The organism is Priestia sp. 53B2 (assembly GCF_056099005.1).
This window is the reverse complement of record NZ_JBLZXA010000036.1, coordinates 19,870-39,231: the sequence shown is the minus strand read 5'-3', so window position 1 is coordinate 39,231 and position 19,362 is coordinate 19,870. Positions and strand designations below refer to the sequence as shown.

Annotated in this window: 19 protein-coding genes; 10 read left to right on the top strand and 9 right to left on the bottom strand. The window is 34.3% G+C overall.

Features of this window, described 5'->3' with window-relative positions; translation table 11 throughout:
- The first annotated feature begins 696 nt into the window (after positions 1–696).
- Positions 697–993: a DUF2089 family protein gene (locus ACN6NE_RS29115; RefSeq protein WP_192101233.1), complete on the top strand. Its 297-nt coding sequence runs from the start codon at positions 697–699 to the stop codon at positions 991–993.
- Between the two features lie 2 nt (positions 994–995).
- Positions 996–1,280, top strand: a complete 285-nt coding sequence (locus tag ACN6NE_RS29110; protein ID WP_474328865.1) for a hypothetical protein — start codon at positions 996–998, stop codon at positions 1,278–1,280.
- Between the two features lie 1,025 nt (positions 1,281–2,305).
- Here the strand turns inward: ACN6NE_RS29110 and ACN6NE_RS29105 are convergent.
- The 3 genes from ACN6NE_RS29105 to ACN6NE_RS29095 form a co-directional block, all read right to left on the bottom strand.
- A complete protein-coding gene (locus ACN6NE_RS29105) occupies positions 2,306–3,181 on the bottom strand; it encodes an SMP-30/gluconolactonase/LRE family protein (RefSeq protein WP_474328863.1) in 876 nt (291 codons plus the stop codon).
- A 579-nt stretch (positions 3,182–3,760) separates the two neighbouring features.
- Positions 3,761–4,576, bottom strand: a complete 816-nt coding sequence (locus ACN6NE_RS29100; protein ID WP_474328861.1) for a MerR family transcriptional regulator — start codon at positions 4,574–4,576, stop codon at positions 3,761–3,763.
- 176 nt (positions 4,577–4,752) lie between these two features.
- On the bottom strand, positions 4,753–5,940 hold the full coding sequence (locus ACN6NE_RS29095) for a cytochrome P450 family protein (RefSeq protein ID WP_474328859.1): 1,188 nt from the start codon (positions 5,938–5,940) through the stop codon (positions 4,753–4,755).
- A 443-nt stretch (positions 5,941–6,383) separates the two neighbouring features.
- Here ACN6NE_RS29095 and ACN6NE_RS29090 point away from each other — a divergent pair, with 443 nt between their 5' ends.
- Positions 6,384–6,593 (top strand): cold-shock protein, encoded by a 210-nt coding sequence (locus ACN6NE_RS29090; protein ID WP_053488634.1) that lies wholly within the window; start codon positions 6,384–6,386, stop codon positions 6,591–6,593.
- A 331-nt stretch (positions 6,594–6,924) separates the two neighbouring features.
- On the opposite strand, the gene ACN6NE_RS29085 is transcribed toward ACN6NE_RS29090, so the two are convergent.
- Complete coding sequence (locus tag ACN6NE_RS29085) at positions 6,925–7,695, bottom strand: GNAT family N-acetyltransferase (protein WP_129703750.1); 771 nt, start codon at positions 7,693–7,695, stop codon at positions 6,925–6,927.
- 463 nt (positions 7,696–8,158) lie between these two features.
- A complete protein-coding gene (locus ACN6NE_RS29080) occupies positions 8,159–8,455 on the bottom strand; it encodes a hypothetical protein (protein ID WP_411982430.1) in 297 nt (98 codons plus the stop codon).
- A gap of 425 nt (positions 8,456–8,880) precedes the next feature.
- Between ACN6NE_RS29080 and pdxR the strand changes: the two genes are divergently transcribed.
- The 5 genes from pdxR to ACN6NE_RS29055 all read left to right on the top strand — a co-directional run bounded on the left by pdxR (position 8,881) and on the right by ACN6NE_RS29055 (position 13,484).
- Positions 8,881–10,338, top strand: coding sequence for a MocR-like pyridoxine biosynthesis transcription factor PdxR (pdxR, locus tag ACN6NE_RS29075; protein ID WP_474328856.1), 1,458 nt, complete (start codon positions 8,881–8,883; stop codon positions 10,336–10,338).
- Positions 10,335–11,249 carry a D-alanine--D-alanine ligase gene (locus ACN6NE_RS29070; protein ID WP_328232861.1) on the top strand — a complete coding sequence of 305 codons (915 nt, stop codon included), beginning with the start codon at positions 10,335–10,337 and terminating at the stop codon, positions 11,247–11,249. The genes pdxR and ACN6NE_RS29070 overlap by 4 nt, the downstream gene beginning before the upstream one ends.
- 96 nt (positions 11,250–11,345) lie before the next feature.
- Positions 11,346–12,566: an aspartate aminotransferase family protein gene (locus tag ACN6NE_RS29065; protein ID WP_474328854.1), complete on the top strand. Its 1,221-nt coding sequence runs from the start codon at positions 11,346–11,348 to the stop codon at positions 12,564–12,566.
- A 243-nt stretch (positions 12,567–12,809) separates the two neighbouring features.
- Positions 12,810–13,022: an alpha/beta-type small acid-soluble spore protein gene (locus ACN6NE_RS29060; protein WP_057238091.1), complete on the top strand. Its 213-nt coding sequence runs from the start codon at positions 12,810–12,812 to the stop codon at positions 13,020–13,022.
- A gap of 189 nt (positions 13,023–13,211) precedes the next feature.
- Positions 13,212–13,484 (top strand): HU family DNA-binding protein, encoded by a 273-nt coding sequence (locus ACN6NE_RS29055; RefSeq protein ID WP_098598293.1) that lies wholly within the window; start codon positions 13,212–13,214, stop codon positions 13,482–13,484.
- 686 nt (positions 13,485–14,170) lie between these two features.
- Here ACN6NE_RS29055 and ACN6NE_RS29050 read toward each other — a convergent pair.
- On the bottom strand, positions 14,171–15,391 hold the full coding sequence (locus ACN6NE_RS29050) for an esterase-like activity of phytase family protein (RefSeq protein WP_474328851.1): 1,221 nt from the start codon (positions 15,389–15,391) through the stop codon (positions 14,171–14,173).
- A 179-nt stretch (positions 15,392–15,570) separates the two neighbouring features.
- Complete coding sequence (locus tag ACN6NE_RS29045; protein ID WP_474328849.1) at positions 15,571–15,801, bottom strand: GNAT family N-acetyltransferase; 231 nt, start codon at positions 15,799–15,801, stop codon at positions 15,571–15,573.
- A 264-nt stretch (positions 15,802–16,065) separates the two neighbouring features.
- On the opposite strand from ACN6NE_RS29045, the gene ACN6NE_RS29040 reads away from it, so the two are divergent.
- Both ACN6NE_RS29040 and ACN6NE_RS29035 read left to right on the top strand, forming a co-directional pair.
- Positions 16,066–16,959, top strand: coding sequence for a MarR family transcriptional regulator (locus ACN6NE_RS29040; protein WP_474328847.1), 894 nt, complete (start codon positions 16,066–16,068; stop codon positions 16,957–16,959).
- Positions 16,960–17,140: 181 nt separating this feature from the next.
- On the top strand, positions 17,141–17,494 hold the full coding sequence (locus tag ACN6NE_RS29035; RefSeq protein ID WP_098197949.1) for a hypothetical protein: 354 nt from the start codon (positions 17,141–17,143) through the stop codon (positions 17,492–17,494).
- A 385-nt stretch (positions 17,495–17,879) separates the two neighbouring features.
- Here the strand turns inward: ACN6NE_RS29035 and ACN6NE_RS29030 are convergent, their stop codons facing one another.
- Together ACN6NE_RS29030 and ACN6NE_RS29025 are read right to left on the bottom strand one after the other, a co-directional pair.
- Positions 17,880–18,419, bottom strand: a complete 540-nt coding sequence (locus tag ACN6NE_RS29030; protein ID WP_474328868.1) for a DUF1697 domain-containing protein — start codon at positions 18,417–18,419, stop codon at positions 17,880–17,882.
- A 40-nt stretch (positions 18,420–18,459) separates the two neighbouring features.
- Positions 18,460–18,987, bottom strand: a complete 528-nt coding sequence (locus tag ACN6NE_RS29025; RefSeq protein ID WP_474328845.1) for a DinB family protein — start codon at positions 18,985–18,987, stop codon at positions 18,460–18,462.
- Positions 18,988–19,362: the final 375 nt, after the last annotated feature.

Genomic DNA, 19,362 nt, shown 5'->3' with positions numbered 1-19,362 from the left:
TGTGATGAGGATACGACAGCAAATGGACCTGCAATGGGAGGCTTGAGCCGTATGAGTTGAAAGGCTCACGTACGGTTCTTAGGGGAGTCAGGGGCAGTGATGCCCCTCGCTTACCCGACTTAACTAACTTTGTATATCATATACAGGATGAAAACAGAAAAAACTCCTGCAGGTTGGTCAGGAGTTTTTTCTGCTTTTTAGCTGTAGTTGTTGGCTGATGCCTCACGGCGTCTTGAGGAGTTTGCTCAAAATCCCATTCATTATTCAGTAAGAGTATAAACTACTTTCTCTTAGTTATCCGGACTAAGTAATCGGTAAAAAAGATAATAACAAAGGGAAGGATAGAAACAATGAAGTATGGAATAAGAGCCCTACGTAATTTACGATTCATGTAGATTAAATCCACCTTTATGTACTGATATGAGTATTGAAGGGTTTCTTAAATAGAATGTTCAATTAAACAAGAACTCATGCATATCAAAAAAAGCAGGCTTAAACCTGCTTTTTTTGATATGCATGAGTTCCGAAAAAATCCACTATGTAAACTAGAAACGAACATTATATATAACATGCCTTTCACCAATAACACTAAACAAGACATTTAATATATTTAAAATAAAATTAAATATTTTTAATTTTTAACTTGAATAAAGTTAAAATATTGTTTAATATTATTTATATAGGAGGTGGTTTTTTATGGAAAGAGAAGAAATTCCTTCATGGGTCCTTGCATTAGATAAGGAGTCTTTAGAATTTATTAGAAAATTCATATTGAATTCTGGCTCTTTAAAAAACATGTCTAATCTATATGATGTTTCTTATCCAACCGTACGAGCCAAATTAGATCGGTTAATAAAAAAGATTGAAATACATAGTCAAGAGGAAGATGTAGAGTTTGTAAATATGATTAAGGGATTTGTTATTGATGAACGAATTAGCTTAGACATAGCTAAAGTCATTATCGAAAAATATAAAAAGGAAAAGGATGTTTAATTATGAGCCATGTAATTGGAATACTAGTTGTCGTTATTATTTTGCTTACTCAAAATTTTTTATCATCGCGAAAGAACCCTTATTTAGGTGGAATTCTTCCTGTAATATACATAGGTTTTATTAGTTTCTTTTTTAATAAATTAATGGCTAATAATGATCATTTTTCTACATGGCTCATGATAATGGCTGCTTTATGTGGACTGTTAAGTATATGGATTTCGGGAAGAGAACGCTTTAAAAAGAAAAGACAAAGAGAATTAGATCGAATTGAGTTACAGAACCTTTAAAATATCTGTAGTGTAGAGAATAAAAGAAGCTAAGGATTAAATCCTTAGCTTCTTTTATTCCTATAACTAGTATTATGGTGCGACAAGAAGTCGCTTTTATATAGTGTGGCTCACGCCACTGGTTTAGACGCAAAAACTATCCCCGTCCAAAACTGCGGGCCTGGTAACGGGCTCGTGGGTTGCATGCGGAAACAGAGAGTCAGTGCACGACTCGGAACACTGCTAGGGGAAGATGAGTATGGTGAACATTAGTGAAGGTTTGTAAGCTTCGTCAGGATTAGCTCAGGATAGTGTACAGATTTGCTTGGGTATTGGCAAGAGGAAAAGCAGATTCATAATGCTGCTGTGACGCGTCCCGTATCTTGCCCGGAGTAAAGAACCCACCTAACCTCGTCGTATCTATAAGATGCGGAACTTGGTAAGCCCTTTGTCATCTGTGTAAACAGTAGGTTGACTGCAAAGTCAAACGATGTGGTAGAGGGTAAAGGATACGGGAGAAAGCAAATTCCATTATCTCGAAAGAGAACAGGAAAGCAGGAAACTGTATAACTGGATGGATACTATCGTCCTTACGGACAAACCCATGATAGGCCCGAAAGGGAGCTGACTTCTCGTTGGTCTCTCGTAGGAACATAAGGTTGTGGCTATCTTCTGACGAAAGAAACGTACTGTTATGTATATACCTCCAGTTGGAGCGTGGGCGTAAGTTTTACTTACCGATATGGTGTGTGATGAGGATACGACAGCAAATGGACCTACAATGGGAGGCTTGAGCCGATGTGTCTTGAAAGGGACTTGCACGGTTCTTAGGGGAGAAAGGGGCAGTGATGCCCCTAACTTACCCGACTTAACTAAGCCTGTATATCATAGTCATCTAAAAAAAAAGAAAAACCTATCTCTTCCCAGTCAAAAGAGGTAGGTTTTTTTCTGTTGCAGAATTTAGTTGTATGAGTCGATGTTTGGGACATCTTGAGTAGTTTGCTCAAGTTATAAATAACTTATATACTAGAAAGAAAAAGCATGGATTATCCTCCAAAAGCATATGTTGGAAGGCCTCTTACGGTAGTATTCAAAACAAATAATCCACCAGCATAAGGTTCCTTTGCTAATATTTTTTCTTCTAAACCAATTCGGGCAGATGTAATGTAGAGGTCTTGCAAATCGTCTCCGCCAAATACGCAGGAAGTTGTGCGTGTTGCAGGGACATGAATGGTTTCAAGAAGCTTACCTGTCTTCGGATTCCACCTTGTTATAGCGCTACCATTCCATATCGCGACCCAGATCATTCCTTCTTCATCAGAAGTCATGCCATCTGGAAAGGCGAAGCTATGAGGCATTGAGACAGCAATTCTGGGGTTACTAATTGTTGCGGTTTCTAAATCATAATCATAAGCCATAACCTTATTCGTCAGCGAATCAATATAGTACATTATTGAATTATCCGCATTCCACGCTATACCATTTGAAATGCCGACATTTTCTAACACCTTTTTGATACTCCAATCAGTATCTAAGCAGTAAAGGGCTCCAGCATTGGGTCTCGAATCGTGTCCCATAGTCCCTGCCCAGAAACGTCCAGCTGCATCACATTTTCCATCATTGAAACGATTGTTAGGCTTATCTAACTCAACGTTACCAATCAATTCCATACTCTTTGTTTCGAAGTTGTAGGCATAAAAACCATGTTTTAATGTCATTACAACCCCGCCCATTTTTCTGGGAACAACTGAGCCAATATACTGTCCAGTATTATAAATTATATGTGTCTTGTCTTTAGGATTATACAAATGCAGCTTTTGCCTTGTGATGTCAACCCAATACAATACTTTTCTACGTGAATCCCAACTCGGTCCTTCACCCAGTTCTGCTTTTGTATTTAGAACCAATTGAATTGAATGCATTATTTGCCTCCTTTAAAGGTTTAATTCAAACCTTAAATTGTTCTACAAATACTCGCTTATCGATTAAGGTGTTTCGTTTATTTCTTAAATCATTAGGAGGGAAATTATCTGAAGTTACATGCGATTTAAGAAATGCAAACATTATAAACTGACCAATTCCACTATCTTAATAAGAGTACCCTTGAAATGTCGTGTAATCATTACAATTCAAACAGATAGTCTGTAATATAGATGTATGTGTTACTATGTATGAGACAAATCAAAGTTATATGTTATTAAAAAAGCGCAAAATGAATTATTATTTTTTCTAGTTAAGTCGGGTAGTCGGACGTTCGTGAAATTCCCCGACTTAACTAGAACGCTCTCCATTCCACAAGTTATGGCGTTATTCTCTATATGGGGAATGTATTGGAATATTTGTCTAATTAAAATCAACAGAATAGTAATTGCATCAAATTATCATTTTTTCTACAAAAAAGGATCTTTTTGTTATTATTAAGAACAACTTTAAAAAATAGACGACCAAAAGGTCGTCTGTTCTTCAGAAATGACATGTTTGTTAAAACTACAAGGCCACCCCTAATTGTATTCCTTTATATAAACCTGGAGTTGACAGGAAAACGCATTTACATCAAAAATATCCGTAAATAGATATAATTCTAAACAGTGAATTACATGTAATTTGTTTTCAAGTATAAAGTTCTTTAATTGAAGCATTTTCTCATTTCGATTTTTATTTGTGTAGGATAAAGTTAAGTAATTTCCTGTAGGAAGGATAGAGAACAAATCTTTATTTTTAAGATAATCCTCTTTATTTATTAATTCAAAAACAAATGTTGGTGTTGGATGACCTGTTTCATCAATATAATATAGAGTTCCACTTTCATAAATACTTTTTATTTTATAGTTCTCCATTAAACAATCTAAAGTCGAATAATCTAGTAAATCCGATGACTCTGTTCCTTCAGTAGAAGGTGTAGTCATCAAGTAACGTTCTTGAAAATGTGTTACTTTAAAATCTTCATCATTCATTATATTGAATGAATCATCGATCCTTTTCTTGAGGATATCGATTTTATTTTTAACAGAGTTTAACTGATTTATTTGTGCATCAATATCCTTCTTCTTTTGTTCTAAGAAAAATAGCAATTCTTCAGTATTTGCAGAAGAAAAAAGCTTTCGCATTTCTTCAATACTTACATTCAGTTGACGTCCAGCCTTAATAATATCAATATGGATAAATTGTTCAGCAGAATAATATCTATAGCCAGTACTTTCATTAATGTATGCAGGCATAAGGATTTTTTCTTTATGATAATATCTTAACGCTTTGATGGATAAATTCTTAAGTTTGGAAGTTTCACCTATAGAATATAGTTTAGACCTTTTTTTCATATTACCCCTCGTATAAAATCCTAATTAGTCATAGTAATTATCATATTGACAGGTTTTAAATAGGAATTCCTCTAATTAAAAGATATAGGTAGGTGTTCATTGAATTTTATATTGTGACAATCTGACACAACCCAGTTGATAAATACCTTCAACTGGGTCGACCCTAACATATCTCCTTAAAAGAGCTTAACAGGTAACTGTTTTAAACCACGAATTATAAGACTTTGCCGCCATTCTAGTTCAGACAGTTCAGCTGCAAGAGTAAGATCTGGGTATTCCTCGAGCAAAACCCGAATGGCAATTTCCCCTTCAAGTCGAGCTAGTGGGGCACCTAGACAGTAGTGAAGACCTTTACCAAATGCAAGATGCGGACTTTTCTCTCTTGTAATATCAAGAGTACCAGGTTCTACAAACACCGCCGGATCATGATTAGCTGATGCAAGTGAAACAATAACGTGGTCCCCCTTCTCAACCTGCTGGCCCATAAACGTAAAGGATTCTTTCGCCCAACGGTCTGTACTGAACTCAACCGGCCCATTAAAACGTAGCAATTCCTCAATAGCCTGAGCCACAAGGAAAGGATCTGCTTTTAGCAATGCAAGTTGCTCTGGATGTGTAAGCAGAGCCAGTAAACCGTTAGCAATGAGATTAACGGTCGTTTCATGTCCTGCCACGATAAGAAGCATGATAACTCCATACAATTCACTTACGGTCAGCCGTTCTCCCCCTTCCTCAGCTTGAATTAGATAAGACATTAAATCTTCTCCGGGAGAAACACGCTTTTGTTCTGTCAATTTCTCCAAATAAGCCATAAATTCCAGATTGACTTTGTCATACTCAGAATCATCATTTATATCCACTAATGCGTTGGACCAGCGCTGGAAATCAAGCTGATCTTCAGAAGGAATACCAAGTAATTCACAAATGACTCTAATTGGAATCGGAAACGCATAAGCGTTGATAAAATCAACTGTTCCCTTGTTACTCATAAGCTTAGCTTGTTCTCTTGCAATTTCTTCAATACGTCCCCTTAACTTCTCAATCCTTTTGGGTGTAAAACCACTTTGTACTAGGCTGCGTAAACGATGATGATCTGGCGGGTCAACAAAGAGCATACTTTGAGTGATTGGAGGTAAATTCTCATCTGTCATTTCATCAGGAAAAACGGTCCGCATATCTTTTATAAACCTATTATCTTTTAATACGGCTTCTGCTGCCTTATACGTAAAAGCCATCCATGTACTGTGTCCTTCGTTAAGCATCTTCACTTTTGCAAAAGGTTGGTGTGGACGAATTTTCTTATAATAATCATAAGGGTTTTGGTGGAACTGTTGTGAAAATAAATCAAGCGATTTTATATTCATAAGTATTGCCCTCCCTTTCTAAACTTCCTCGTACTAATAAGCTGCTTTATTTCCGGGTAAACACTTTTCCAACCTCACGAAATAATACAATCTATATCCAAACACCCCTTCTTTTAATTTCTAACTTAATTTTAATGTCTACCCTAAGAAGAGAGTCAATCTTGTTTTTATGGAAGGGTCCGTTAGGTTAAATTTTGAGCTTGCTGTACAAAATTGGAAAGGATTCATTTTTTAGTGAAAGTTTCTTATTATTTAAATTCATAGTCCGTAAACATATGTTTTTACGGTAGGTGTATTAAGGAAAATGAATTTACGTTAATTTTATAGATTAGAAAAACCAGACTTAATAATAAAGATACAATTCAATTTTCCCCATTAAATTCCTCGATATAATACAAATATTATACAATATAAAAAGACTGATAATTTAGGGGGAAGATTATATGGGAAGACAAAATGGAACAATTAAGTGGTACAACTTTAATAGAGGATATGGTTTTATTACAACAGAAGATGAAACTGAGATTTTTGTTTCTTATCGCTCTATTGAAGGGAATGGTTATGCAGATCTGAGAGAAGGGCAAAAGGTTTCTTTTGACATAGAAACAGGTCAAAGGGGTCTAGAAGCAGTACGTGTACGTGTCCTACACTAATATCCTAAGATCATCTATTATTTAAAAGGCAACAGGTTATTCTGTTGCCTTATTTGGCTTTATAAAGTTATTTTGACCATTAGTCTAAAATAGGTCGCATACTGTTATAGCTTGTAGAAAAAATAAAAAGGAACCTCGACAATTGGCAAGCGAGGTTCCTTTTTACAGCTAATATTTGTCATGAGGTAGAAATATTAGTAAATAAATAATAACATATTTTTTTATAAAGACTACATTTTTCTAATTCAGTATACTTCCCCAAGGGTTCTTCTGCTTGTTTGGTTCCTTTAAGAGTGATTATGTTAACTAGGTTTGTATATGATATACATGATTAATTGGCTTTCAAGATGCGATAATGATGTTTAGAAATTGGAGAAAACCCAATCTTTTTATAGAGATTCACAGCAGGATGATTGGTTTGAATAACTTGTAAATACATATGATGTGCACTATTTTCATAAGCCCATTTAGAAAGGTAATTAATGATTTGATTGGCTATACCCTTTCTTCGATGTTTTGGATTAACTACGATATTACTAATACATCCCCAACCATCTTCTACTACAACTGTACCAAGTCCAACTGTTTCGTCTTTTATAGAGATACGTAAAAAGTTTTTTATTGGTTTAATTGACGAAAAGATATGATTATAAGCTCTATATCTATCTTTAGGAAAACCTTCTAAGTCAATGAATTCATCAATCCACTTACTGTCGGGTTCTGATAGATACTCTATTGTCCACGTGCTGTTTTCAATTTCATGCTTCATAATATCTAAGCAGGATGCAGTCATAATAAAACACTCATCTAATTTTCTATACCCTTTAGATTCTAGTATGCTATCTAAATCATTCGGAGAGATATCACTTATATAAAAGCAAGGAGGGATAGATTTGTCTTTATAAAATGATTCAATCCTTTGCAACCACTTTGGATCTTGAGGCATTTCTCCAATAGTATGTACACTATTAGCTCTTTTACTTACTCCAAATGTTGCTCTTATTCTCCAGTTTTCAATTAGTTCTTGAGTGTGGCAAGGCCATGCATTTGTAGCTAGATTCTCTATAAAATGTAGGGAGTCATTTTTTATTTCAGCTTTCATAGATGATCCTCCAAATAGTTTTTTATGTAAAAATATACTCTTATTTCAATTGTTTAACAATAAAATTCTTAAGAATTATAAAAGTGCCGAGAACTTACATTATGTTAAGTAAATATATAAGTATTTCGTTAAATTGATTAGTTTTATTATTTACTCTACCTGACGACAAATTAGGGTTTTTTACTTCTTATCATAACTAACCTATTTTCTACTCTCCTTTTAAGAAATTGATTTTTTTATGATATCCTAACAGAAAATTTCCAAACATTTAACGTTACTATGTTTTTAATAACATATATTTACTTCTTTATACAAAGATAATGTCTTTTATATAAAGAAGTAAATATATAAACTGACTTATAAAAATAATAGTTTTATCATTTACTTTACCTGACGACAAATTGTGGGTTTTTCTACAAGTTGTATAAATGTAGAAGCTATTACGGAAAAAGTATTTTACTATTTACTTAACGTTATAGAGTTTCCATATGCTTTTATCTTTATAATCTATATACTTACTCCAACGTTCTCCTTGGCTAATATAATCTTCAAACGTAGCATTTCTAACTACAATATAACCACCACATTCATCTGCGGTCTGTTTGGCAATGGATTGTGTGTCAAAGGGAAATGCGACCAATTCATTATTTGCAAATTCGTAACTATATATCTCTTTCCTTTTTACGTTTCTACATGATTCATTTACATAATATAACTTACCTAACTTTATAAAATAGTATGGATATTCTTTGTTAGGCAACTTATTCCCCTCCATTTCTACACCCTTCAATTGCTTTATAAGTCAATATTAACCTGTTATTTGGATTTAAAAACCTAAAATTCTTCTAAAAAAGCTACTCTTTTAGAGTGGCTTCAATTAAGCAAATGTTAATGTAAGAGTTGCTGGGTTTTGATATGTTAATGATGATCTCCTTCTATTCTTTTGATGCCCTTGTAGATTGTGCAACACCAACTAATGTATCATTAAAATAAAATTCGATAACTAATGAGGCTTAATTATTAATGAATAAGAAGATGAAGTAAGTTTAAACTTACCACGTTCTCCATATCAAAGTTGTATAAATGATACCCAAAACCATACCACTAGTTAAAGAAAATATGTATATAGTGGACCTTTTGAGATAGTTATAATTATGTAAAAATGACAGCAAGGGGGCAAAGGAAGTGTTCAATGATTTTAAGCTTGCGGATGATCGTCCGGTTTATATTCAATTAAAGGATTATTTTAAAAAAATGATCATGAAAGGACACCTGCTGGAGAACCAGAAGCTTCCATCTACCCGAGAACTTAGTAAATTATTATCGGTCAGCAGAAATACTGCTCTTACTGCTTACGCGGATTTAGAACAAGCAGGTCTAATCTATGCAATAAAGGGAAAAGGAAATTTTGTAGGAAAAGTCGATACATCCAAAACACCATCTATCGAACTAAACTGGAAAGAAAAACTCAATGAAGGTACCTTGCTAGCTGATGAATTAGATTTAATGAAGCACGGTGTTCGCTGGGAGAAAGGCATGATTTCATTCAATAGCATTGCCCCAGATGAAAAGCTTTTTGATGTCGAAAACTTTAAAAGAGCTTTTCTGAACAGGATGTCCATTGAAGGAGATATCGTTTTGAACTACGGATATGCAAAAGGTTATAAACCCCTAATTAATTACCTTCTTCACTATATGGAAATGAAAGGGATAGATATTTCCAATAAGGATATTCTTATCACTAATGGCTTCACCGAGGGGCTGGATATTTTATTGTCCTCCTTAACTAAAAAATCTGGGCGTATTATATGCGAAAATCCTACCCATCATGCCGCATTAAAGCTTTTTCGATTACATGGACTTGACATCCATGGGATAGACATGAAGGATGATGGTATCGATATTGGTCAAGTTGAGAAAAGCTTATCCGAATCGGATTTTGATTTTGCATATCTAATCCCGTCCTATCATAATCCGACTGGGATTGTCACCTCCTCTGAAAAAAGGACTGAAATCATGAAACTCTTTTCAAAATATCAAATTCCTATCGTGGAAGATGGTTTTAATGAGGAGTTACGTTATTCAGGTTCTCATTTAGCGCCTTTATTGACTTTCGCTGGATCCGGAAACAATGTTATCTATATCAGCAGCTTTTCAAAAATTCTTTTTCCAGGCTTACGTGTTGGTTGGATTTTAGCAGATAAGGAATTAATTCACTGGCTGGAAAGTATGAAAAGGGCACGGACTATTCACACATCCACACTGGATCAGGCAGTGCTTTTTCAATATTTACATGATGGCTATTTTGAAAAATACTTAAAAAAGGCCAAATCAGTTTATAAGAAAAAATATGAACTAGCCCGTCATACTTGTAATCAATACATTCCATTAAATAGAATGACTGGGGATGGAGGACTTCATCTTTTTATAGAGTTAGAAAAAGGAATTAATTCGCGTACACTGTTGAAAAAATGCTACGAAAAGGGAGTTGTTTTTTCTCCTGGGGATGTTTTTTATACAGATGGAAGAGGAAGTAATACGTTTCGATTAGGTTTTTCTAGATTAACAGAAGAAGATATTGTCCGCGGAATTAGGATAATTGGTGAGACATTGAAAAATGAAAATTGGGAGTTGGAAAAATGAAAGTTGGCGTTATTATGGGAGGAGTTTCCTCTGAAAAACAGGTGTCTCTCATGACAGGGGAAGAAATGATTGCACATTTGGATAAGAGTAAGTATAAAGTCATACCTATTAAATTAAATAACAAAAAAGAACTTATTAAAAAGGCAAAAAATCTTGATATTGCCTTATTAGCTCTTCACGGAAAATACGGGGAAGACGGTACGATTCAAGGCACCCTAGAAACCCTGGGTGTCCCATATACCGGAAGTGGCATGCTATCAAGCAGTATTTGCATGGATAAAAATATGTCAAAAAAAATGATTCGTTATGAGGGCATTCAAACACCTGATTGGATTCATCTTTCAAAAATGGAAGAGCCTCAGGTTGATAAAATAGATAAAATGGGGTATCCGTTAGTAGTAAAACCAAATTCAGGTGGTTCTAGTGTGGGGGTAAAGATTGTATACGATAAGGATTCTTTATTTTCCTCTCTTGAGGATGTATTCAAATGGGATTCTGAGGTAGTGATTGAAAAATATATAAAGGGTGAAGAAATCACATGTTCTATTTTGAACGGAAAGCTTTTACCAATCATTTCAATTCAACATACAGCTGATTTTTTTGATTATCATGCGAAATATGATGGAAGTTCTACAATTGAAGAGGTTGTAGAACTTCCGGCTACAACTCATGAACGTGTCGCTGAAGCAGCAATAGCCTGTTATAGAGCGCTAAAATGCAGTGTTTATGCCAGAGTAGATATGATTATAGAAGATGAAGTTCCTTATGTTATGGAAGTGAATACATTGCCGGGGATGACGAAAAATAGCTTACTGCCCAAAAGTGCTGATGCTACGGGAATCCCTTATAACAAGCTATTAGATATGATTATTGAAACCTCTTTACAGGTTAGGAAAAGCGAAGGTTTCTAATAAAATAGCAAATGAAGTGTTGAATTATATTTAATATTTTGAAAATTTAGATAAATAATATAAAGTTATTGTTATTACATATAGGGGGAATACATCGTGACTAGTTGGTTTCGATTAGATAAAGAATATTTAATGTCTACGTATCGGCGAATGCCGGTGGCTATAAAAAAGGGAGAAGGTTGTAAGCTTTATGATGTAAATGGGAAAGAATATCTTGATTTATTCTCTGGCGTAGGAGTGAATATATTAGGCTACAACCATCCTAATATTGTAAAAGCCACTCATGAACAAGTTGAGAAATTCCTACATCTCCCCTTTCATTTCTTAAACCCTGTTGCTATTGAATATGCAAAAAAGTTAGTCGATTATTCATTAAAGGATGGGAAAGTTTATTTTACAAACTCTGGTGCAGAAGCTACTGAGGCAACCTTAAAACTAATTCACAAGTACAGGTACATAACAGGTCAAAAGCGTGATGGAGTCATTGTACTCAAAGAAAGTTTTCATGGACGTACATTAGGTGCACTTCACTTTACAAGACAAGAAAGTGTATATCAGGACTTTCCTCATACGTCTATTCCTGTATATGAAGTGGAAAGAGAGAATTTAAAGGAACTAGAAAGAGCCATACTCAAGGAAAATCCGATTGCTATTATGCTAGAGCCAATATTAGGAAATGGAGGGATATACCCTTTATCGGGGGAATATTTAAAGGGTGTTGAAGAGCTTTGTAAACAGTATAATATGTTATTTATTGTTGACGAGGTGCAAAGTGGCATAGGGAGAACTGGGAAATTATTTGCTTATCAACATTTTGGTATTACACCTGATATTATTCAATTTGGTAAAGGTGCAGGGGGCGGTACACCCTTAGGAGGGATAATCGTGGGTTCACGACTTTATGATACATTTTCACCAGGTGATCACGGAACAACATTCGCACATTCTCCAATTGGTACGGCTTTAGGATTAACTGTATTAAACACATTAATTGATGAGGGTCTAATGCATAGTTCTTATGAAATGTCCTTATATTTAAATGAAAAACTTCAAAAAATTCAGGAGGATAACCCTTCTTTTATTGGCGAAGTACGTCATTGTGGAATGATGTTTGGAATCAGTATTCATGAAACTTATAAAAACGTAGAAAAGCTACAGTTAGAATTACTGAATAAGGGCATGTTAGTGGACCTTACAAACGGAAATACTATTCGTTTACTCCCCCCTTATATTATTACAAGGACAGAGATCGATGAATTTATTAATCAATTTATTTCCTGTATCCCCAAATCAGTAGCCTTGACAAGCAGAATGTGATATGTGAGGTCTTTAATTATTTGGAATATAAACGTTAAAGCATTAATAAGAAGTCTGTTTCTCAATTACTTGAGGAGAAAGGAAGCCTTAATCTTTATATAGCAAGGCTTCTTTTTGATGAGTTTCTTCTATCTACATAAATTTATGAACTGAACGTTTTTTCACAAAAATTTCTTATCTTATGAATAAAGGATCGTTTTTTTACACATTTTAACTTTATAAACTATAAAGGAGTTGCATACAATGGCAAACAATAAAAATAGCAACACAAATGAACTGTTAGTATATGGTGCTCAACAAGCAATTGACCAAATGAAATATGAGATCGCTAATGAGTTTGGTGTCAATCTTGGTCCTGATACAACTGCCCGTGCAAATGGATCAGTAGGTGGAGAGATTACAAAACGCCTTGTACAAATGGCGGAACAACAACTTGGTGGAAAAAATATCCGATAATAAGATATTTCTAACTAAATGTGTAAGAAAAGGAGAGATGGGTTCCCATTTCTCCTTTTCTTATTGGAAAGTATTATTCTTTACTTTCACTTAGATTAGTAAAGAACATATGTTTGACCAGTATGCAGAAAATATGATATATTTTTTACCTATACATACTATATCCAGTAAGAAATGAGGTATTTAAATATGAAAAAAGCTGAATTAATCGATGCAGTTGCAACAAAATCAGAACTAACAAAACAAGATTCGAAAAAAGCTGTAGACGCTTTGTTTGAAACGATTTCTAATACACTTGCAAAAGAAGAAAAGATTCAACTAATTGGATTTGGTACATTTGAAGTACGTGAACGTGCAGCTCGTACAGGTCGTAATCCTCAAACAGGCGAAGAAATGACCATTCCGGCTTCAAAGGTTCCTGCTTTTAAACCGGGAAAAGAATTAAAAGCAGCTGTTAAATAAATATACCTTATAAGCAAGTCCCCTCTAGAGCTAGACTTCTAACGGGGGCTATTTTTCATGGTGAAAAACTTCTAAATACCTACACCTAAATATTATCTAATCAAGGTTTCTATTTTCTTGAGTCGTCGTCTTAGAGTTAGAGGTAGGTTCTTTACCAAGTCTAGGCTTCCAATTTCCTAACTTATTTTTTAAGTAATCCTTTAAAAACTCACGTCTCTTTTTTCGTCTTTTATCCCTGTTTTTCATGAAAACTCACCACCTTTGGGTTACTTAATAGATGCAATTTATCCTTATTATAACTATGGTGAAAAACTCATTCTTTATGCTAAATCTATAAGTAATAAGTAGTTCATCTTACTGGTAAAAGGTATACTTTTGGATTGTTTCAACGTATTCCAGAAGACGCTTCCTATTGTAAGAAGAACAAAATTAGAACGTGAAGAACAATCAGATGATTCTCATATGTATTGTCATAATCAATAATAAAGAAAGCAGGTTAATAAATATTAACCTGCTTTTCAGACTGATGAGAAACCTTTTAAGTTCTCGTTAGAAAGGACTGTATGATTTCGTAGAAGAAGCATCCTCGTTCTCAGAGGTAGAAACTTTCCCTTTGAAGTTAGTTAGACCTGCTGTATGAAACTAACACCCTATGTTTCTAGAGAGTGTTTTTTGCACTAGAATCTCTATTTTGGAAATACTTCAAATGCAAGGAGTTGGGTTACTTGGTTACGATTGAAATTATCATCTGAAACTAGAACTAAACTGTCATGTCCATTCGGAAGTTTTGGCCCCCAGGATATCCCTTCAATATTGTCCAGTACCGATAAACCTAATGTTGTCAAATCCAGAATAAGACGCTTTTTCACGGGTTTAAATTTGTGTCCTTGTAGTGAATGAATATTACTGATATCACTAGCCCCACGTGTATCTAATTCATAAATACGGATATAATTTTTAAATGTTCCATCCATGCTTTGTACACCAGAACGTTCAATGGTTAGAAGTTTGTATTTATTTACAGACAAAATTTCTGATACTCCGTTATCTGCATACTTACCAGGTCCAGGCTTCGCCGGAATGGCATCGATAGGATATGCATATTGTGCTAATAGCTTTCCCTTACGGTCATATTGTGTAATTCGTGATAGCGCCCCATTAGTTGTTGTAGGTACAGGTCCATCCTGATATAAAGGTGCTTCCATGGAAACCCATAAGGAATTACCGTCGTTTGCAAAGGTAATTCCTTCAAATGTTAAATTATCACGTGGTCCAATCTCGTGTTCTGGTATCATGTTAAATTGTTTCGCTAAAGGTAAAGTAGCCAAATATTCCCCTTCCCCAGTCGCATGTCTTACGAAAGGATTTAAGCCAAGAGAACGGCTTCCCTCGCTTGTATACCACACACTTCCGTCTTTTGGATCTAGACGTATAGATTCAAAATCTGGTACTTCTCCTCCCTTTACAGTATATTGCGTTTGATTAGGATAGTTTGTACCATTGGCTTGTTTTAAAAAGTTCATTCCTGTCAGTTTAACCGAATCAAAATTCTTATTATCGTAGTTTAATTGAGCTGTATAAAAACGAGCAGGACTGTTATCCGATTTGTCATCACTTATCATCATCCATGTACCTTGCTTAGCGTTATAGGCAAGTCCTGATAGCCCCCCTATAACAGTACCTTGAAATTCTCTCTTAAAAGGGATTCTTTGCTCCCCAATCATTTTTAGGCTTCCAATATTATGCGTTTCTTTTATATTGTATTCCCAATGTTTATATTGGAATGGTTGAACAGCTTTTTCTTTATTATTTTTAGCTGCATTCGCAGGAGAAGATATAGCTAAAAAGGAACCTAATGCCATAATACTCAAGACTTTAAAGTAATTTCCTGATTTTTGCTTCTTCATAATAACCTCCCGAATTTTTTAAAATGAGATGGGACACATATAATACGATAGCAATCAGACATGAATTTTCGTTTAAAGGAACGTTAATCCATTGTAAAGTTAGTTCGAATAAGGATGTATCCCATGATACACCCTTAGAAAGCAGCCTCCTTTGACTATAGAAATAATTGAAGGATTGTTTACGTTTGATAATGTACAAACCCTATTTCTCTATAAAAGTTTGTGCTGCGAGTATTCCTCTCTATTTCATTACACCCTTGAATGGATAGTTCTTCTAGGGCTACCTTAATCAATTCTTTGGAATAACCTTTTCCTCGATAGTTAGGTAGCACATCTACTTCATAAATGAAACCAATATTTTGCTGTTTAAAGTAATCTCTGCTGCCTGAACTGAACCCATTTTCCAGCATAGAGAAGAACTAGGTATTTATTTTTACCATAACACTTTATAGCTTTATGAATAGGAATTTATGTTTATTTGTGCATGTGAAAATATGATATATTATATACATATCTATAACACGACATATTATAACTAATCTAGATAATCACAAATAAAAGCTCTACTAATCCATAAAATATGAATACCATTAGAGGCGTTAGTACAGGTTACTAACGCCCTTTTTACTGTCTTCTTCACTTTAGATTTCTGCACGAACTGGAGGGAGATAACATTGAGTAAAAATCAAAAGCTATGGACCAAGGAGGAAGATTTATTCCTTGAAGAACAATATGGACAGATGACGCTCCAAAGAATTGGTGAACAATTAAACCGTAGCAAAGAATCAGTTAATAAACGAATTATGCGATTAAACCTTCGGAGTGAAGAAAATTGCTTACGTAAAAAATGGACAACGGAACAAGATACTTTTTTAAAAGAAAACATTAATATCATGAATAATCGTGAAATAGGAAATCATTTAGGTAAGAGCCCTTCTTCTGTTGCTACTCGTATTAAAATATTAAAACTAACACGAAGAAAAACACTGCGTAGATGGACGGAGCAAGAGGATGAATATTTACTAAAATATTATGGATCCAAATCTCTTGGACACATATCTAGACGACTAAAGCGAAGTATACCTGCGTTAGAGTCTAGATTAAATCGCTTAGGTGTATATGGAGTAAGAGCTTATACAGGAAATATTACGGTATATGAACTAGCCAAATGCCTCCAAGTTGATGTTCATACCATTTATAATTGGATTCAGAATAGTAGATTGCCCTATAAAATGACGAGGGCAAGAACACGGAACTTTATAGGAATCGATGTATTGGCTTTTTGGAAATGGGCTGAACAGAATAAAGAACTTCTTAACTTTTCTAAGATACCTAGAAATACTCTAATTCCAGAGCCTGATTGGGTAAAGAAACAAAGAAGATGTGATTATTCTAATCGCCCTAAACATGAAAATAAAAAATGGACAGAAGAAGAAGATGCTCGTCTATGGTATATGTTCTACGAGGAAAATCGCACACAACAAGAAATCGGTCAACTTATAGGACGATCAAGGCATGGGGTCCAACGAAGATTAAACCGATTACGCAAAAAGAAATTGACCAGTTAAAATCCTTGTCCTTTACTTCTTTTAAATTATGGGTATATTCATTTTATAAATTCAAATAGAATCACTCGGAAGAAGTTCTTTGTCCTTTTTGTTTAAAAGTAATTACAAACAGAAAATTTAGTTGTAAAATTCACGATTATGATTAATAATTAGTCTATCTTATATAGAAGAGGTGATGAAAATGGTAACAGAAGATTTAACTCCATTTACTTTAGTTAAAGACTTAATTGTTTTACCAACACCTTGTAATGATGTTGTCTACTATCCTGCTAATTTAGCTACCTTAGGAATTCAAGGGAAATACTCTGTTTTCCAAACTTTAAGTCGTAAAAGTGGCCTAGCTTATATAGCTATTACTCAACCTGATACAGCTAAATTTATATTAGCTGGATCTAGAAATTCAATGAATGAATTATATCAATCCATTCATTGGCCTGAATATGAAATCACGAATGAAGACCATACGTTTTATTATAAAATAGCTCCCTCATTCCAAGCATTAAAAGATTATTTTAATAATCTCAAGAAACAATAATTTATTGTGCGGGTGGTAGTACAATAAAACCTTATTCCTGATGAATATTCATAACAAAGACCGCCCATTAATTTTAGTGTATAAGAACTCTACAAAATGGAGAAAAGGTTACTGTATGAAATCTAGAAGTTTCTACAGGTAAAGCTGTTAAATTGGTACATGTACCTTGTATTAATTAAAAGAGTTGTTCGGATAAAAAAAGGCTTGAGCCGTATGACGGAAATCTGTCACGTACGGTTCGTGGGGAGGAAGGCGTCCGCGAGGAATCCTTTCTACCCGACTTAAGTAGAAAAATTGCCTATTTTTCCGCAAGATACATAATAAATAACTAACAACCTCTTCGTATTAGTTGAACAACGAAATTATATGGATTTCTTCAAACTACTCATTGTATTTCATTTACCATAGTTCCGAGCTTTTTAATGGTTTTCCAATTGCGAGATGTTCCGGGAACACCTACCTTTTGAAGTTGAGCAGAAAGCTTAGAATGCCGAATACTTTGTTGCAAATATAAATAAATCTCTCTGCCCCTTATGCAACATTGCTCCCTCTCGCTTTTATAGTCGAGTAAATGATTTATGCATTCCTTAGAAGGTTCTTTAGCTAACAACGATATATGTACACTCTCCCCTTCCGATAACGAGTTAACTTGATAAGGGCAATTGTTAATAATTTGCTCCCATTCTGAAGCTGTTCTTAAGATAATAATGACAGAAAAACCGAAAGCACGTCTAATCTCTTGCTCCATTTGTTCTTTTAATCGTTCTTCATTTTTTTCAGAATGAAATATTACATTTCCACTTTGAATGTAGGTTTTAACTTTATCTAATCCCATGTTTCTTAATACGTTCTTTAATTCTTGCATCTTTATTAATTTGTGTCCACCTACGTTAATGCCCCGTAATAAAGCAATATAAATAGTTATTTTTGTCACCTCTTTTGTTTTATTTCATTACTTTAACATCTTAATCGTTTCGTAATTCTCTAAGTAATTGGAAAATTTGACCTCTATGATGAGATTCAAGTTCAATCAAATGGTAAACAATCCACTCAGGTGTAACGTCGTAATGTTCAAGTACTCTTGGTTTACGCCAATCTGTTAAATCCATTGAACGAAAGTGATAAAGAAATACTTCTCGCACCTTATTAAGACGGTAAAAATGTTCCTCTAAACTTTGTCCTTTAATGTGCGTTAAAGAGCCATCTTCATAACTATTTTCTAATGGAAACAACGACCGTATTTCGGAATCCCATTCAGTAACAAGAACCTCATTATATAACCAATCTGCCTCGATAAATGCAATGTGATATAATAGTGAGCTAATTGTTTGTCTTTCATCAATTTTTGTATCAAGCATACATTGGCTGATGCCATTTAATTGGGTTAGAAGAGTACGGCGAACATCTTCTAAACACCATAGCCATCGGCCAATTTCTTCTTTATATGTTAGCAATGAAAATACCAGTAAAGCTCTTTTTCCCAATGAGATCACCCTCCTCTTAAGTAAAGTACTTACATTCTATAAAAAAGAGATGTTTCCTTCTTTCAAATAAGATTCTTTCACCTGTTCCCTATTCTATGCAACCAAAAATAAAAACTATGTATTTCATACGCAACAAAAACGACCAGTTTTGTTACTGATAACTCAAAAGTTCAATGAATCTCTAAAACCCCTAATATCAGTGTAACAAAAATATGGAACATTATTATTTGTAACATTATATTTATTTCGGTGCCTTTGTTATATTGATCCATTGAGGATACACTACATCATCTATTATTAAGGCTGTCCAATGTAGATGGTCCAAAAAGGTACACCTTTTTAGACTTTAAAAAAACTAACGAAAAAATGTCTATTTAATTCATA

Coding starts and splice junctions, on each gene's coding strand:
- ACN6NE_RS29070 (WP_328232861.1), top strand. CDS start 10,335: ATGAAAGTTGGCGTTATTATGGGAGGAGTTTCCTCTGAAAAACAGGTG.
- ACN6NE_RS29050 (WP_474328851.1), bottom strand. CDS start 15,391: ATGAAGAAGCAAAAATCAGGAAATTACTTTAAAGTCTTGAGTATTATG.
- ACN6NE_RS29035 (WP_098197949.1), top strand. CDS start 17,141: ATGGTAACAGAAGATTTAACTCCATTTACTTTAGTTAAAGACTTAATT.
- ACN6NE_RS29090 (WP_053488634.1), top strand. CDS start 6,384: ATGGGAAGACAAAATGGAACAATTAAGTGGTACAACTTTAATAGAGGA.
- ACN6NE_RS29060 (WP_057238091.1), top strand. CDS start 12,810: ATGGCAAACAATAAAAATAGCAACACAAATGAACTGTTAGTATATGGT.
- ACN6NE_RS29095 (WP_474328859.1), bottom strand. CDS start 5,940: ATGAATATAAAATCGCTTGATTTATTTTCACAACAGTTCCACCAAAAC.
- ACN6NE_RS29110 (WP_474328865.1), top strand. CDS start 996: ATGAGCCATGTAATTGGAATACTAGTTGTCGTTATTATTTTGCTTACT.
- ACN6NE_RS29045 (WP_474328849.1), bottom strand. CDS start 15,801: ATGCTGGAAAATGGGTTCAGTTCAGGCAGCAGAGATTACTTTAAACAG.
- ACN6NE_RS29055 (WP_098598293.1), top strand. CDS start 13,212: ATGAAAAAAGCTGAATTAATCGATGCAGTTGCAACAAAATCAGAACTA.
- ACN6NE_RS29115 (WP_192101233.1), top strand. CDS start 697: ATGGAAAGAGAAGAAATTCCTTCATGGGTCCTTGCATTAGATAAGGAG.
- ACN6NE_RS29085 (WP_129703750.1), bottom strand. CDS start 7,695: ATGAAAGCTGAAATAAAAAATGACTCCCTACATTTTATAGAGAATCTA.
- ACN6NE_RS29105 (WP_474328863.1), bottom strand. CDS start 3,181: ATGCATTCAATTCAATTGGTTCTAAATACAAAAGCAGAACTGGGTGAA.
- ACN6NE_RS29100 (WP_474328861.1), bottom strand. CDS start 4,576: ATGAAAAAAAGGTCTAAACTATATTCTATAGGTGAAACTTCCAAACTT.